This is a genomic window from Janthinobacterium sp. TPC_1 (assembly GCF_056037845.1).
Map to the genome: position 1 here is coordinate 1,525,033 of NZ_CP195157.1, position 16,704 is coordinate 1,541,736.

Consider the following 16,704-nt stretch of genomic DNA (forward strand, 5'->3'; position numbering starts at 1 on the left):
GGACAACAGCCCGATTACATTCCTATCGGGCCGGCATCGCAAGCGGGCTTACAAATGTTTGCATGTTGACCTGGCTCAGGCAGCCGCCTGGCTGCCGCGCTTGACGAAGAACAAGGCCGTGCCGACGGCCATCAGCAAGCCGCCGAAGAAGCGGTTCTGCTTTTTCACGGCGCGCGCATCGCGGAAAAAACGCTGCATCGACGAAGCTAAAAAGGCGTAGCTGTGCATGACGATCTGGTCGATCGTGCACATGGTGACGGCCAGGATCAGCAATTGCGGCAGCAGCGGCGCTGCCGGGCTGATAAATTGCGGCAATACCGCCACCATGAAGATGATGCCTTTCGGGTTCGTCACGTTGGTCAGAAAGCCCGTCAGCACGCGCCGGCCCATGGAAGGCACCACGGCGTCGGCATGCAGGTCGCCCGTGATGGCCACCTTGGCGCGCCACTGCGACAGGCCCAGGTAGATCAGGTACAAGGCGCCCACCGTCTTGACGATATTGAACGCCACTTCGGACGCGAGCAGCAGGGAACCGACCCCGGCGCCGGCGATGCCCAGCACCACCAGCAGCCCCAGTTGCAGGCCAAGGATGGTGGCGCTGGCCTTTCTGACCCCATACGACAGGCCGTGCGACATCGACAGCACGGCGCCCGATCCCGGCGAGACGGCGATGATGGAAGCGGCGATGACAAAGGCGATCCAGGTGGCGAAGTGCATGCGGTGTCCAGAAAATGGTGATAAGAGGCAATTTTAACCCGGTCAGTGCGGCCCTGCTGGCCTTCGCTGAGGTAAGATCGGGGTCGTGCTTTTCCTTGCCGTACAACCAAGAACAACATCATGAAAAACAATACTTTCCAAGCTCCAACATTCCCTGCCACCGCCACGGGAGCGCGCTGAGATGGCCGGCTCCAGCCTGCTGGCCCTGCTCGACGACATCGCCAGCATCCTCGATGACGTTTCCCTGATGACCAAGGTGGCCGCCAAGAAGACGGCCGGCGTGCTCGGCGACGACCTGGCCCTGAACGCGCAGCAAGTGGCCGGCGTGCGCGCCGAGCGCGAATTGCCCGTCGTCTGGGCCGTCGCCGTCGGTTCGCTGAAGAACAAGGCCATCCTCGTGCCCGCCGCGCTGGCCATCAGCGCATTTGCGCCGTGGGCCATCACGCCGCTCTTGATGGTGGGCGGCGCCTACCTGTGCTTCGAGGGTTTCGAAAAGATCGCCCACAAATACCTGCACCCGGACGACAGCCACAAGGCCGAGCTGGCGCAGGCGCTGCGCGACCCGCAAGTCGACCTCGTGGCGCTGGAAAAGGACAAGATCAAGGGCGCCATCCGCACCGATTTCATTTTGTCGGCGGAAATCATCGTCATCGCGCTGGGCACGGTGGCCACGGCCACCTTCGCCGAGCAGGTGGCCGTCGTCGTCGGCATCGCCCTCATCATGACGGTGGGCGTGTATGGCCTGGTGGCCGGCATCGTCAAGCTCGATGACGCGGGCTTTTACCTGGCGGCGCGCAAGGGCGCGGGCGCGCTGATGGACGGCGTGCGCGGCTTTGGCCGCATGCTCGTGTCGGCGGCGCCAAAACTGATGAAGTTTCTTTCCGTGGTGGGCACGCTGGCCATGTTCATGGTGGGCGGCGGCATCCTGACGCACGGCTGGCCGTGGGCCAGCGCCATGCTGCACCACGCGGAAGAAGCGGTCGGCGGCGTGGCCGGCATCGGCCCCGTGCTGGCGGCCGTCACGCCCAGCCTGATCAACGCGGTGGCCGGCCTCATCGCCGGCGGCCTGGTGCTGGCCGGCGTCACCGCCGTGTCGGCTTTGTTGCGCATGATCAAGCCAAACAAATAGACTTTCTGGTCTGATGGGGCGGCAGGCGCATCCGTGCCTGCCGCCCCGGCCATGCCGGCGGCGCCCGCTGCCCATGGAGACCCTATGCAGACTTCCCCCGCCCCACGCCCCAGCAGCGCCTTCATCGGCGCTTCCTGGGCGGCATTACTGATCGGCATCGTCACTTATCTGTCCGGCCTGTGGAACGCCGGCATGGCCCTCAACGAGAAGGGCTATTATTTTACGATCCTCATGTACGGCCTGTTCGCCGCCATCTCGCTGCAAAAATCCGTGCGCGACCGCGCGGAAGGCATCGCCGTGACGGGGATCTACTTTGGCTTGTGCTGGATTTCCGTCCTGCTGGCCTTGCTGCTGCTGACGGTCGGGCTGTGGAACGCCGCCCTGCAAAACAGCGAAAAAGGTTTCTATGCCATGGCGTTTTTACTCAGCCTGTTCGCCGCCGTGGCCGTGCAAAAGAACGTGCGCGACGTGGCGCGCGCGGCGCCGGCCACCTCTGCCGAGGTACCGGGAACTTAAATAGCGGCGGCGCATCTATCCCTGTATCCATGTCGGGAGGGGATGATGGGCGACCAGCAGAAACGTTTGCAGATGGCACTGGAGGCGGCGCACATGGCCATCTGGGATTCGCGCATCGTCGATGGCCAGGTCATCGACGGCACGGTCAGCTGGTCGGCCAAGGGCGCTGCCTTGCTGGGCCTGGAAGAACGCGCCCTGACGCAGCCGTTTCGCAGCTTTCTCGACTGCGTGCACGCCGGCGACCGCGACAAGGTGATCAAAGTGCTGCAGGACGGCGTGCGCCGGCGCGAAGGCTACGCCCTGCAATACCGCGTCATCTGGCCCGATGGCAGCGAACACTGGCTGGCGGCCAAGGCGCAAGTGTTCATGGATGACGCCGGGCAACCTGAACGCACCCTGGGCATCATCTGGGATATCACCGAGCACATGGCGCGCGAGCTGATGATTGCCGAGCGCAAGGAACTGGCCGAAGTGACGCTCAGCTCCATCGGCGACGGCGTCATCACCACCGATCCGCAGGGCAAGACGCGCTACCTGAACCGCGTGGCCGAGCAGTTGACGGGCTGGAGCAACGACATGGCGCGCGGCCTGGACATCGCCCAGACCATGCCGCTGGCCGACGAGCGCACGGGCGAAGCGCTCGAGCACGTGGCCCTGCGCTGCCTGCAACAGCGCCAGGCCATCGGCATTTCCCCCCGCGCGCAACTGGTCACGCGCGACGGCCGGCGCATCGCCATCGAGGAGTCGGCCGCGCCGATCTGGTCGCGCGACGGCGCCATCCTCGGCGCCGTCGTCGTGTTCCGCGACGTCAGCCACGAACGCAAGCTGAGCCAGCAACTGTCGTGGCAAGCCACGCACGACGCCCTGACGGGCCTGATCAACCGGCGCGAATTCGAACACCTGGTGGCCGGCGCCCTGCACACGGCCAAGCAGGACGGCCACGTGCATGCGCTGCTGTACCTGGACCTGGACCAGTTCAAGGTCATCAACGACACCTGCGGCCACGGCGCCGGCGATGTGCTGCTGCAATTGCTGGCCAAGATGCTGCAGGGGCGCATGCGCGACAGCGACATCCTGGCGCGCCTGGGCGGCGACGAGCTGGGCGTGCTGCTGCCCCACTGTCCGCTCGAGCACGCGCGCGCCTGGTCGGCGAACAGCTGCGCCAGTCCATCCGCGAATTCCGCTTCGCCTGGGACGAACGCAGCTTCGAGCTGGGCGTGAGCATCGGCATCGTGGAAATCAACCAGGACAGCAAATCCATGAGCGAGCTGCTGAGCGCCGCCGACCAGGCTTGCTACCTGGCCAAGGAGCAGGGCCGCAACCGCCTGCACGTGTACCAGGAGTCGGACGTCATGCTGGCGCAGCGGCATGGCGAAATGCTGTGGATTTCACGCCTGAACGAAGCCTTCGAACACGATTATTTCCGCCTGTACGCCATGCCCATCGTGCACCTGCACGACCATCCCGAACACCACGACGAAGTGCTGATCCGCATCCGCAACAGCAAGGGCGACCTGATCTTGCCGGGCGCCTTCATCCCCGCCGCCGAACGCTACGACATGATGCTGTCCATCGACCGCTGGGTCATCCGCGCCGTCTGCGCGCATATCCAGAGCGTGCGCGACAGCCTGCCGCCGCTCGAGGCGCTGGCGGAGAGCCGGCGCCGCAGCCCGGCCCTGTATTCCGTCAACCTGTCGGGCCTGTCGCTGGCCGATGCCGGCTTGCACGACTACATCACCGGGCAGTTCGTGCAGTTTGCGATTGCGCCCGAGCAAATCTGCTTTGAAATCACGGAAACGGCCGTCATCGCCAACCTGCCCAAGGCGCAAGTGTTCATGCGCCAGCTCAAGGCCCTGGGCTGCCGCTTTTCGCTCGACGACTTCGGCAGCGGCTTTTCCTCGTTCGGCTACCTGAAGGCCCTGCCCGTCGACTACCTGAAGATCGACGGCGTCTTCGTGCGCGACATCGCCACCAATGCCATCAACCGCGCCATGGTCAAGGCCATCAATGAAGTGGGCCACGTGATGGGCCTGCAAACGGTGGCCGAATACGTGGAAGACGCGGAAACCCTGGCCATCATCCGCGAACTGGGCATCGATTACGCGCAAGGCTACGCCGTCGGCAGCCTGCGGCCGCTGACGGCGGGCGTGGATTAAGAGCCTATCCCGGTAGATGAATACATCCCCTGCTGGCGCCCGTCAGAAGCGGAGACTGCGTTGCTCGTCGTCGCGTGGCTCGCCACGCGTCCTCCTCACGCCTTGTCCGCGCTCCTGATGCGCTGCCAGCAGAAGACGCTCCCTACCGGGATAGGCTCTAAGCGCCGCCGACAACCAGTAGCTTTAAAACAATGCCGCATTGCTATCGCTAAATGCGTGCAAGCACGACCAATCTGGAGGATTTTGATCTACATCAATAAATTTGCGCAGGCGACTCCTTACACTGATCTCCATTCTTGCAATCGTGCAAGTCTTACTCACCAATTGCTCATTTAACCGATCAGGAAGCCGCGACCATGCGACAAAATTTGCCAGTGACTAACCGTGAAGTCCTCGTCTTGGACGATCAGGCCATCGTGTCGAAAACGGATATGAACGGCAATATCGTCTACGTGAATCCCTACTTCAGCCAGGTCAGCGGCTTCAGCGAGGCAGAGCTGCTCGGTTCGCCCCAGAACATCGTGCGCCACCCGGACATGCCGGCCGAAGCGTTTGCCGACCTGTGGGCCTCGATCCAGGCCGGCACGCCATGGACGGGCCTGGTCAAGAACCGCTGCAAGAACGGCGATTTCTACTGGGTGCGCGCCAACGTCACGCCCATCCGCGAAGCGGGCAAGACCATCGGCTACATGTCCGTGCGCGTGAAGGCCGACAAGGACCAGGTCAAGGCGGCCGAGGAAGCCTATGCGGCCATCCGCAACAAGGAAGGCGGCAACATCGTCATCAAGCACGGGCAGATCGTGCGCCCGGGCCTGGCGCACCTGCTGCACAGCCTGACGCACATGTCGCTGAACCTGCGCATCTGGGCCGCCACCTCCATCGTCAACTGTTTGCAATTGCTGGTGTGCATCATCAGCCTGTTCGCCAGCGGCGGCAAGATCACCAATTACGCCATCTTCGGCGCCACCCTGTTCGGCTTCCTGATCAACGTCTTCCTCTGGTACACCTTGCGCATGTCCGTGCTCCAGCCGCTGGGCAAGGCATTGAACGGCGCGCGCGCCATTGCCGCCGGCGACCTGTCGGGCAGTTTCGAAACGGACAGCACGGATGAAATGGGGCAATTGCTGCGCGCCCTGCAGCAGATGAACAGCAACCTGATCGCCACCATCCGCGACGTGCGCATCAACGTGGAAACCATGGCCGTGGCCACCAAGCAAATCGCCGTCGGCAATATGGACCTGTCGGGCCGCACGGAATCGCAGGCGGCCAGCCTGGAAGAGACGGCGTCGAGCATCGAGGAATTCTCGTCGACCGTGAAACAGAACGCGGACAACTCGGTGCAGGCGAACGAGCTGGCCGTGGCCGCCTCGAAAGTGGCGGTGCAGGGCGGCGAGATCGTTGCCGAAGTGATCACCACCATGGACGACATCAATACCTCGTCGAAGAAGATCGTCGACATCATCGGCCTGATCGAAGGCATCGCCTTCCAGACCAACATCCTGGCCCTGAACGCGGCCGTGGAAGCGGCGCGCGCCGGCGAGCAGGGCAGGGGCTTCGCCGTGGTGGCGGGCGAGGTGCGCAACCTGGCGCAGCGCTCGTCCGTGGCGGCCAAGGACATCAAGCAGCTGATTGAAATTTCCGTCGGCAAGGTGGGCGCCGGCATGCTGCAGGTGAACCGCGCCGGCGCCACCATGGAGCAGGTGGTCAGCTCCGTCAAGCAGGTGACGGCCATCATGCAGGAAATTTCCATCGCCTCGCGCGAGCAGAGCATCGGCGTCGACCAGGTCAACCAGGCCATCGCCCACATGGACCAGGTGACGCAGCAGAACGCGGCCCTGGTGGAAGAAGCCGCCGCGGCCGCCACGCGCCTGGCGGAAGAAGCGGCCAGCCTGTCGCAAGCCGTGAGCCTGTTCAATTTCGGCAAGATGCCGCCACCGCGCCGCGTTGCCATGCCAGGCGGCAAATCGGGTGCCGCAAACGCCGGCAAACCCGCCATGAAACGCCTGGCCGCCTAAACCTTTCAAGACATCAAAACACATCATGCCTACACTACTCAGCAGTGCTTCCGCCGAACTCGATGCGGTCGTCGAATTCGACCCGGTCATCATCGGCAAGATGAGCCAGTCCGGCCCCCGCTACACGTCGTATCCGACCGCCGACCGTTTCAATGCCGAATTTGGCTACGGCAACTTCCTCGAAGCGCTGGCCGCACTGCGCATGCGCGGCGGCCGCCGTCCGCTGTCGCTGTACGTGCACGTGCCGTTCTGCGACACCCTGTGCTACTACTGCGCCTGCAACAAGATCATCACGAAAGACCGCAGCAAGGCCGCTACCTACCTCAGCTACCTGAAGCAGGAAATCGCCATGCAGGGCAAGCTGTTTGCCGGCATGAACCACATCGAACAGCTGCATTTCGGCGGCGGCACGCCGACTTACCTGAGCGAAAAGCAGATGGACGAGCTGATGACCCACCTGCGCCAGCATTTCGAGTTCGCTTCCGATGAAGATGGCGAATATTCGATCGAAATCGACCCGCGCACGGTATCGCGCGAGCGCGTGTTTTCGCTGCGCGCGCAAGGTTTTAATCGCATCAGCCTGGGCGTGCAGGATTTCGACGCGGACGTGCAAAAAGCCGTCAACCGCATCCAGCCGGAAGCGGAAACGGTGGCCATCATGCAGGCGGCGCGCGACGCGGGCTTCCGCTCGATCAGCATAGACCTGATCTACGGTTTACCCAAGCAAAGCCTGGAGACGATGACGGAAACCTTGCGCAAGGTCATATCGGCCAGCCCCGACCGCATCGCCCTGTACCACTACGCGCACATGCCGCACCTGTTCAAGCCGCAGCGCCGCATCCTCGACGCCGACATGCCCGACAGCGCCACCAAGCTGGCCATGCTGGGCCTGTGCATCGCGCGCCTGACGGCCGCCGGCTACGTCTACATCGGCATGGACCATTTCGCCAAGCCGACGGACGACCTGGCCGTGGCGCAGCGCCAGGGCCGTTTGCACCGCAACTTCCAGGGATACTCGACGCGCGCGGAAGCGGACCTGATCGCCTGCGGCGTGTCGGCCATCAGCTCCGTCGGCGCCGTCTACAGCCAGAATGAAAAGACGCTCGACGCGTACTACGAAAAACTCGACGAAGGCGTGCTGCCGATCGCGCGCGGCATCAAGCTCGATACGGATGATTTATTGCGCCGCATCATCATCCAGATGCTGATGTGCAACTTCGAATTGTCGATCGCCACCATCGAGCAGGCGCACCCCGTCAAGTTCCGCAGCTATTTCGCCGCCGAGCTGGAAAAGCTGCGCGAACTGGCGCGCGACGGCTTGCTCGTCATCGAGGAAGACTGGCTGACGGTGACGCCGAAAGGGCGCTTGCTGATCCGCAATATCTGCATGGTCTTCGACCGCTACCTGACCCTGGCCCGGGCCAACGCCACGCCGGATGCGCCGCAGCCGCTGCGCTACTCGAAAACGGTGTAACGCCGCCCGATGAACGCCCTGAGCCTTCTGCCGCTGTTCATGGTCGGCCTGGCCGGCAGCGTACACTGCATCGGCATGTGCGGCGGCATCGTCGGCGCCCTGTCGATCAGCGGCGGCGCACCGGCGGCGCCGGCCCGCCCCGTGATCGCCATCGCCGTGGCGCGCCCGGCATTGCAGACAACCGTGCAGGCTAACGTCCTGCGCGTGCTCGCCTACAACGGCGGGCGCATCGCCAGCTACATGCTGGCCGGCGCACTGGCCGGCAGCCTGGCGGGCGCCGGCATGCTGCACCTCGCTTCCCTGCAAGTGGCCGGCTACTGGCTGGCCAACCTGATGCTGGTGGCTTTGGGCCTGTACCTGATGGATGCCTGGCGCGGCCTGGCCCATCTGGAAGCGGCCGGCAACGTCGTCTGGCGCCGCGTGCGGCCCCTGCTGAAACCGCTGATGCCGATGGATACCGTCTTCAAGGCGCTGGCCGTGGGCGGCCTGTGGGGCTGGGTGCCGTGCGGCATGGTCTACAGCGCGCTGCTGACGGCCATGATGCAAGGCTCGGCCCTGAGCGGCGCGGCCGCCATGGGCGCCTTCGGCCTGGGCACCCTGCCCACCCTGCTGGGCATGGGCTTGCTGGGCACGCGGCTGCGCACGCAGATGCAGCGCCGCCCCGTGCGCATCGCCAGCGGCGTGCTGGTGCTGGGCTTTGGCCTGCTGGGCCTGTTGCGCGCCGCGAATGGCGTCTCGCTGGGCTGGCTCGACGCCCTGTGCGTCACGGGCCATCCATGAAAAGACGCATGAAAACAAACCTATGAATGCTGTTTTACAACCCTCCGCCTGTTTCCATTGCGGCTTGCCCGTGCCAGGCGGCTCGAACTGGAACGTCACCATCGACGACGTGCCGCGCGCCATGTGCTGCCCCGGCTGCGAAGCGGTGGCGCAAACCATCGTCGACATCGGCCAGAGCGCGTATTACCGCGACCGCGACGAGTACGCCGTCAACGCGGCCGGCGCCGCCATGGTGCCGCCCGAACTGCGTCTGTACAGCAATGACGACGCGCAATTCGCGCGCGACGCCAGCAGTTGCGAGGCGACGCTGTCCGTCGAAGGCATCCGCTGCGCCGCTTGCGTCTGGCTGATCGAACGTCAATTGACGCGCCTGCCCGGCGTGCAGGCGGCCAGCCTGAACGTCGCCACGGAGCGCCTGTACGTGCGCTGGAGCCGCGCCGAATGCGAGCCGGGCGACATCCTGCAAGCCGTGCGGCAAGTCGGCTACACGGCCTATCCCTACGACGCCGTGCGCCATGGTGAACGCCTGCAAAAGGCCAGCAAGACCCTGGGCCGCCAGCTGTTCGTGGCCGGCCTGTCGATGATGCAGGTCATGATGTACGTGGCGCCTTCCTACCTGGCGGCCGAGGATGGCACGCTGGACGAGAATATGGCCAGCCTGATGCGCTGGGCCAGCCTGCTGCTGACCTTGCCGGCCATCTGCTACTCGGCCATGCCGTTTTTCCAGGGCGCCTGGGCCAGCTGCGCGCGCGCACCCTGGGCATGGACGTGCCCGTGGCGCTGGGCATCCTGGCGGCCTTCTTCGGCAGCGTGGTGGCGACCTTTACGGGACGCGGCGAGGTGTATTACGACTCGGCCACGATGTTCATCTTCCTGCTGCTGTGCAGCCGCTATTTCGAGCTGCAGGCGCGCCGCAAGGCGGCTTCCGCGCTGGAACGGCTGCAGCATGCCTTGCCCGCGTCCGCCTCGCTGATGGCGGGCTTCCCGGACAACCGCGCCGCCACCCTGGTGCCGGCCGGCAGCCTGGCCGTCGGTGACGTGATTCTCGTCAAACCGGGCGAGGCGATCGCCGCCGACAGCGTCATCATCGAAGGCAACAGCGCGCTCGATTTATCGCTGCTGACGGGCGAGAGCGCGGCGCAGCGCAGGAAGACCGGCGAGCGGGTGCCGGGCGGGGCCATCAACGCCAGCGCGGCATTGATCTTGCGCGTACTGAAACCGGCGCGCGAAAGCACCCTGTCCGACCTGCTGAAACTGATCGAGCGGGCCGGCAGCGGCAAGCCGCAGATCGCGCAGTGGGCCGACAAGGTCGCCGCCTGGTTCGTGCTGGGCTTGCTGCTGTTTGCCGTCGCCGTGTTCGCCTTCTGGAGCTGGCACGATGCGGCGCAGGCGTGGCCCGTGGCCATTGCCGTGCTGGTCGTGTCCTGCCCCTGCGCGCTGTCTCTCGCCACGCCGACGGCGCTGGCGGCCGCCACCGACAGCCTGCTGCGGCGCGGCGTGCTGATCGTCCAGCCGCACGTGCTGGAAACCCTGCACCGCGCCACCCACATCGTCTTCGACAAGACGGGAACATTGACCCTGGGCCGGCCCGTGCTCAAGCAGATCGAGGGCCTGGACGGCATGACGGAAGACGATTGCCTGCAGGTGGCCGCCGCGCTGGAAGCGGGCAGCGCCCATCCGCTGGCGCAGGCGATCCTGGCAGCAGCGGGAGAAACACCGCGCATGCTTGCGGAACAATTACAGGAAGTGCAGGGCCAGGGCCTGGAGGGTATCGTCGACGGCGTGCGCTACCGCCTGGGCAATGCGGCCTTTGTCGCCGCCGTCGCCGGCCCGCCGCTGGGCGACACGGCCGTCGGCATGCAGGGCATGACGCCGCTGTACCTGGGCACGCAGGGCCGGTGGCTGACGCGTTTCCTGCTCAGCGATGCGCTGCGCCCGGAAGCGCGCGACGTCGTCGCGTATTTCCACCGGCGCGGCAAGCAAGTCGTGCTGCTGAGCGGCGACCAGGAAGCGCTGACGCAAAGCGTGGCGGCGGAACTGGGCATCGCCACGGCCTGCGGCGAGTGCCTGCCCGATGAAAAGCTCGATTTCGTGCAGCAATTGCAGGCGACGGGCGCCGTCGTGGCCATGGTCGGCGACGGCATCAACGACGCCGCCGTGCTGAGCGGCGCCGACGTCTCCTTCGCCATGGGTTCCGGCGCCGCGCTGGCGCAAGCCCATGCGGACACGGTGCTGCTGTCGAGCCAATTGGTCTCCGTGCTGGACACGGCCAAGACGGCGGCGCGCAGCATGCGCATCATCCGCGAAAACCTGGGCTGGGCCACGCTGTACAATCTGACGGCCATCCCGGCCGCAGCGCTGGGCTTTTTAAACCCCTGGCTGTCCGGCGTCGGCATGGCTGCCAGCTCGGCCGTCGTCATCGCCAACGCCCTGCGCCTGCGGAAAGCCTGAACATGGAAGCACTGTATCTCCTCATCCCCTTGAGCGTCGTGGTCGTCTTCATCGCGCTGTGGGTGTATTTCACGGCCTCGGACAGCGGCCAGTTCGACGACCTCGTCGGACCGGGCCTGCGCGTGCTGCAGGACGACGATACGCCGCCGGAAGCGGCCGCCCCGCCCGCGCCTCAGCGCGAATAACCCTGCGACCCCGGCCGCGCATCGAAGCGCCGGCCCCACCACGGTAAGAACACGGTATTGCCGCGCGCGCGCGCGGAACCACGGCTGTTCGTGGTCGACGCGCACGACGGCCGGCGGCGCCACCACCACGGCAGTCGCGCTCTCGCTGTCGCTGCTGCCCGCCACCAGCACGGGCCGGCCCACGTGGTTCGCATGGGCGATGGCCAGCGCCACGTTGGTCAGCGCCGTGCCGGCGCCCGTTTCACCCAGCAGCGCCGGCATGTTGAAAGTCTGCTTGTTGAAATCGAAGTCGGGCAATTGCTGCGTCAGGCTTTGCGCCAGCGGGCCAATGCGCTCCGACGAAACAGGATAGCTGCTGCCCGCATCGTGGATGACGTAGCCGATGGCGTCGTCGTTCAATTGCGCGTTCCGGGCGGCAGCGTCGATGGCAGCGCTCCACGCCTGCACGGCGCGCGGGGACAGGCCCTTGCCGGCAGTGAAATCGGCGACCTTGCGCGTGGCGGGAAAGCCCAGCCACGCCAGCGGCGCGCGCTCCGTCTTGTAGCCGGGACCGGCCAGCACCAGCAAGACCATGTTTTCATTGATCTGCTCATCCCTGGGCGGATAACTGGGCGCATCCCAGTTCATCACCCACACCGTCTTGTCGGGATTGGCCTGCAGGTAAGCCAGGCCCGCCGCCAGGGACGTAAAGCCCGCGTTGGCGCCGCCCAGGGTGACGCGCACGTCGGGCGGCGTGGCCGTGGTCCAGGAATCGGGGAAATGGGGGTTGCCGATGCTGAAGGCATCGGTAATCGTTTCAACGACATACTTTCCCGCCTCGTCTGGATCAAGGCGTCCAGCCGGCAACGCATATTCGACATGGATGCCGGCCAGTTCACGGCGCGTGGATTTGTCGGTCAGCGAATGGGCGTTGTAAAAATACTCCTGATTAGAAAAGTAAATATCGTGAAACAACATAATCATTTTGTACACATATTTCTCGTGAAACCCTACGAATGATTCTTCACCATCATTACCAGAAGCAATCATGCCGATCGATTGTACCTTGCCAAAACGCACGGGGTTCTCTTTCACTTTGCTATCGTCCTTGTTCGGCTTGGCCAGGCCCAGTGTCCACAGCAATTGCCACTCGGTCGGATAATCGCGCCGCTGCAGGGGATTGAGCCACTGCACGCCCACCACCTGCGCCATATACGGTTGCGCGGGCGCAGCAGGGATAACGGCGGCAAATGTTGACGCCACAGGTGCCTTGCTGGCGCAGGCCGATGTTAAAAAAAGCACGGCAAGCGCCAGCAATGCCGGCATCAAGAATAGTCGTTTCATCAGCAATCCTTCTTCAAGAGGAACGTCGATTGGCGGGGCCTGCAATACCGACCAGAGTGCAATACCAGACGCAAGACTGAAAACAAAGATGCTCCAGCCCAGCCTGCGCGGAAGAGTAGCAATCAAGTTGTACATCAGGATGTCTCCGGGCGCTTGTACATACGCTCATCCACTATCTCGGCAGGCATCCTTCCCGTACTGCCATCACATTGAACCCATTCCAGCAAAGATAATTGATTAAATTTTCCAGTGGAGAAATACTCAAAAAAGCTCTTGCTGGGCTTATCTTTCCCAACATCTTCCAACAACCGCCAATCTGCAATCACTCGTAAATTTCGCATCGCCTTCTCGCTGATATGACACACCCCAATCGCCACGTCATACGCCAGCGCCTTTTCCGCGTGCCCAGGATTAGTCAGGATGGTGGAGTGGTCGGTGGCATGCGTGTCGCAGGTGGCCGCCAGCTGCCCCTGGATTTCCTGCTTGCGCCATTGCAAATATTCCGGCGTGGCCGTGGACAGGTCGTCTTCCATCATCGCCTTGCCGTCAAGGCCGTCGAGCTTCCCGCGGCGGGCCTTCATGCGCAGGCGGGCGTGGTCTTCGTAGCGCAGTGCCGCCTCGGTATCGCGGTCGCCCTGCGGCGTGCCGCCCACGCTTGTATCGGCATACGGCTCGCCTTTCTGACGTGCCTTGCCCGCATGGCGATGCGTGCCGGGCGGATCGAGATTCTGGTCGAACTGCGGACTAGGTACGCCAAAGCGCACGGCCTGCGGTGTAAACACTTCCGGCAAGGCGGGCGCCGTCACGGGGATGCGCCAGTCGTCCGGCGGCACGGCATTGATGGGCGTCTTCAGCATCTTCATGAGGGCCGACATGGCGGAGGCCGTGCGCACGGTCCCCGCCTTTCCGGCCGCGCTGGTACTGGCGCGCACGCCCTTGTCCGGGTCGTATCTGGAGATCGGCGAACGGGGATGCCAGAAATCGGCGCTGCCCCGCGCGGGCTGGCGATAGTGATTGCTCCAATAGTCATAATCGCCGTGCTGGCCAACGGGAAAGCCTTGCGCAAACACCCGCTGGGTAAACACGCCGGCGCCGCGCGTGGCCTTGATCTCTTCGGCGCTCAGACCCAACCAGCCCATGCCCTGGATGGGCGTGGCGGAAATCACCTGGTCGTGCGGATTGCAATACAGGGTGACGCGGCCGCGCGTCGTGGGCTGCGGGCCGCAGGCATAGGCGGCCCTGTCCTTGTCCAGGGTGAAATCATGGCGCACGTTGGCGGCCATGTCCGCCAGCGCGGCAGACATGGGCGGCTCCGTGGCCTGGCCGCGCACGATGTCGAAAAACGCCGCCAGGGTCTTGCGGCGCGCCTCGCCGCTTTGCCGGCCCACATTGCCATCGACATCCCTGACCTGCCCCTGCAGCCAGCCTTCCGTGTCGTTTCTGCGCAACAGGCTGTAGGGCGGGTTGCACAAGACATAGGTATCGGCCACGCAACGGCCGCTTTTGCCCGCCGCATCCTGCACCTCGGCCATCTTATTGCCCAGAAACGCGGCCGCCATGCCCACCATATTGCCCTGGCTGTGGCAGACCAGGGTAATCGGCACGTCGGCCTGCTGCCGGCGGATGGCCGCCACCAGGTGCGCCAGGCGCAGCGCGGCCAGCACGAAATAGGGACGCGGCGGGCAGGCATACACGATGCGGTCGTTGACGGGATTCAGATGCTCGATGTGGATGAACAGGAAGAGGGCGTCCGACAGACCCTCGCCCCACAGGTCAGGCAGGGAGGAGCAGCCATTGGCGAACGGGCCGCCGCCCCAGTAAGCGTGTTCGTTCAGGTAGACCGAATCGCCATATTGCTGCAATTCCCTGTCGCTGGCCTTGTAGCCCCAGCGGAACTGGATCACGGGCGAGAAATGCGCTTGCGGCCCGATGAAGGTGGCGGCCGTGTAGTCGGGATCGACATAGCCGTCATCGCTCAGTTCGCTCCGATAGCCCACCGGCGTCAGTTGCCCCGCCTGCGCCGTGGCATGCGCCATGTGCTCGTCGCAGCGCTTCATGCGCGTGTTCAGGCCCTGGCACAAGCCGGCTTCGGCGGCGCGGTACCACTCGCCGCCGGAATTGACGCCATGCACGAAGATGACGATGCCCGGCGACGGCGCCTGCACCAGGCAAGCGAGCTTGCCGTGATCGAACAGGGTCGTGCCCTCGGCCTTGCCGACGACCAGGTCCACCGGGGCATCAAACGGGTCGCGGCGTTCGGGGTCTTCCATGGCGGGCCTTGGGCGTGTCTGGACAAGCCACTGTAAGTCATTGCTTCCATGCACGTTTTACGCCATGTCAAGCCAGCTGTTGCAGGGATCTTGCATGGCTTTTTTGACCGGAATATCACTTTATTTCGATGCCAGTTCGCTACGCTTATTTCATCCGGGGAATTTTGATCCACATCAAAGTTTTTTCGCGGTCAAACACTTACTCTCTGGCCACCATCATAAATAGTAATTCCAGGGAGAGTCTTTGTGGATCAATCGCTGAACTATAACTACAAGATCGTGAAGCAATTCGCGGTCGCTACTGTGGTATGGGGCATCATCGGCATGCTGGTAGGCGTTATCATCGCCGCTCAGCTGGCCTGGCCTGCCCTGAACCTCGACATACCATGGCTGACATACGGACGCTTGCGTCCGCTGCACACGAATGCGGTGATTTTCGCCTTCGGCATCTGCGGCCTGTTCGCCACCTCGTACTACGTGGTGCAACGCACCTGCCAGGTACGCTGTTTTCCGACAAACTGGCCGCCTTCACGTTCTGGGGCTGGCAAGCCGTGATCCTGTGCGCGGTCGTCAGCCTGCCCATGGGCCTGACCCGCGGCAAGGAATACGCCGAACTGGAATGGCCTATCGCCATCCTCATCGCCGTCGTCTGGATCGCCTACGCGATCGTCTTCTTCGGCACCTTGATCAAGCGCAAGGTCAAGCACATCTACGTGGCCAACTGGTTCTTCGGCGCCTACATCCTGGCCGTGACGATTTTGCACGTGGTCAATGGCGCCGTCATGCCAGCCTCGTTCACCAAGTCGTATTCCGCCTACGCGGGCGTGCAGGACGCCATGATCCAGTGGTGGTACGGCCATAACGCGGTGGGCTTCATCCTGACCGCCGGCTACCTGGGCATGGTCTACTACTTCATCCCGAAACAGGCCGAGCGCCCCGTGTACTCGTACCGTCTGTCGATCGTCCACTTCTGGGCGCTGATCTTCACCTACATGTGGGCGGGGCCGCATCACCTGCACTACACGGCCTTGCCTGACTGGACGCAATCGATCGGCATGGTCTTCTCGCTGGTCCTGCTGGCACCAAGCTGGGGCGGCATGATCAACGGCATCATGACCCTGTCGGGCGCCTGGCACAAGCTGCGCACCGACCCGATCCTGAAATTCATGATCGTTTCGCTGTCGTTCTACGGCATCGCCACCTTCGAAGGTCCGATGATGTCGATCAAGACCATCAACTCGCTGTCGCACTACACCGACTGGACCGTTGCCCACGTGCATGCGGGCGCCCTGGGCTGGGTGGGCTTCATCACCATGGGTTCGATCTACTATCTGCTGCCACGCCTGGCGGGCCGCACGCAGATGCACAGCACGCGTCTGGTCGACGTGCACTTCTGGGTGGCCACCATCGGTATCGTGCTGTACATCGCTGCAATGTGGATCGCCGGCGTGATGCAGGGCCTGATGTGGCGTGCGGTCAATCCGGACGGCACCCTGACCTACACCTTTGTCGAGAGCGTGAAAGCAACGTATCCGTACTACGTGGTGCGCGTGGCCGGTGGCCTGCTGTACCTGTCGGGTATGTGCATCATGGGCTACAACACCTGGATGACCTTGCGCGGCAGCAAACTCCCCGTCGCCCGCATTCCAGAACTGAACGCGGCGCACGCCTGATAGGAGCATAAGCAA

At 64.0% G+C, this 16,704-nt stretch carries 11 protein-coding genes and 2 pseudogenes; 11 read left to right on the forward strand and 2 right to left on the reverse strand.

Translation table 11 applies throughout. From position 1 onward, the window contains the following. Nucleotides 1–75 precede the first annotated feature (75 nt). Nucleotides 76–717, reverse strand: a complete 642-nt coding sequence (locus tag ACQVLG_RS07420; protein WP_474293714.1) for a LysE family transporter — start codon at nucleotides 715–717, stop codon at nucleotides 76–78. Nucleotides 718–898: 181 nt separating this feature from the next. Between ACQVLG_RS07420 and ACQVLG_RS07425 the strand changes: the two genes are divergently transcribed. The 10 genes and pseudogenes from ACQVLG_RS07425 (at nucleotide 899) to ACQVLG_RS07470 (ending at nucleotide 12,422) form a co-directional block, all read left to right on the forward strand. Beyond that, entirely contained in the window at nucleotides 899–1,846 is a 948-nt protein-coding gene (locus ACQVLG_RS07425; RefSeq protein WP_230540037.1) for a DUF808 domain-containing protein, read from the forward strand. A gap of 84 nt (nucleotides 1,847–1,930) precedes the next feature. Then, nucleotides 1,931–2,362, forward strand: coding sequence for an inner membrane protein YiaA (gene yiaA / locus ACQVLG_RS07430; RefSeq protein ID WP_230540038.1), 432 nt, complete (start codon nucleotides 1,931–1,933; stop codon nucleotides 2,360–2,362). 45 nt (nucleotides 2,363–2,407) lie between these two features. Then, complete coding sequence (locus ACQVLG_RS07435; protein ID WP_474293716.1) at nucleotides 2,408–3,583, forward strand: diguanylate cyclase domain-containing protein; 1,176 nt, start codon at nucleotides 2,408–2,410, stop codon at nucleotides 3,581–3,583. Further along, entirely contained in the window at nucleotides 3,532–4,518 is a 987-nt protein-coding gene (locus ACQVLG_RS07440; RefSeq protein WP_474295571.1) for an EAL domain-containing protein, read from the forward strand. The genes ACQVLG_RS07435 and ACQVLG_RS07440 overlap by 52 nt, the downstream gene beginning before the upstream one ends. A 356-nt stretch (nucleotides 4,519–4,874) precedes the next feature. After that, complete coding sequence (locus ACQVLG_RS07445) at nucleotides 4,875–6,533, forward strand: methyl-accepting chemotaxis protein (RefSeq protein WP_230540040.1); 1,659 nt, start codon at nucleotides 4,875–4,877, stop codon at nucleotides 6,531–6,533. A 25-nt stretch (nucleotides 6,534–6,558) separates the two neighbouring features. Next, entirely contained in the window at nucleotides 6,559–8,007 is a 1,449-nt protein-coding gene (hemN, locus tag ACQVLG_RS07450; protein WP_474293718.1) for an oxygen-independent coproporphyrinogen III oxidase, read from the forward strand. A 9-nt stretch (nucleotides 8,008–8,016) separates the two neighbouring features. Further along, nucleotides 8,017–8,787 (forward strand): sulfite exporter TauE/SafE family protein, encoded by a 771-nt coding sequence (locus ACQVLG_RS07455; protein ID WP_474293720.1) that lies wholly within the window; start codon nucleotides 8,017–8,019, stop codon nucleotides 8,785–8,787. A 22-nt stretch (nucleotides 8,788–8,809) separates the two neighbouring features. After that, nucleotides 8,810–11,238: pseudogene (locus ACQVLG_RS07460) on the forward strand (heavy metal translocating P-type ATPase). Nucleotides 11,239–11,240: 2 nt separating this feature from the next. Further along, complete coding sequence (gene ccoS / locus ACQVLG_RS07465; RefSeq protein ID WP_100875003.1) at nucleotides 11,241–11,423, forward strand: cbb3-type cytochrome oxidase assembly protein CcoS; 183 nt, start codon at nucleotides 11,241–11,243, stop codon at nucleotides 11,421–11,423. A gap of 192 nt (nucleotides 11,424–11,615) precedes the next feature. Beyond that, on the forward strand, nucleotides 11,616–12,422 hold the full coding sequence (locus ACQVLG_RS07470; protein WP_474293722.1) for a hypothetical protein: 807 nt from the start codon (nucleotides 11,616–11,618) through the stop codon (nucleotides 12,420–12,422). A gap of 458 nt (nucleotides 12,423–12,880) precedes the next feature. On the opposite strand, the gene ACQVLG_RS07475 is transcribed toward ACQVLG_RS07470, so the two are convergent. Then, nucleotides 12,881–15,016 carry a T6SS effector phospholipase Tle3 domain-containing protein gene (locus ACQVLG_RS07475; RefSeq protein WP_474293724.1) on the reverse strand — a complete coding sequence of 712 codons (2,136 nt, stop codon included), beginning with the start codon at nucleotides 15,014–15,016 and terminating at the stop codon, nucleotides 12,881–12,883. A gap of 246 nt (nucleotides 15,017–15,262) precedes the next feature. Between ACQVLG_RS07475 and ccoN the strand changes: the two are divergent. Further along, nucleotides 15,263–16,689 (forward strand): annotated as a pseudogene (ccoN, locus tag ACQVLG_RS07480) (cytochrome-c oxidase, cbb3-type subunit I). The last annotated feature ends 15 nt before the right edge of the window (nucleotides 16,690–16,704 follow it).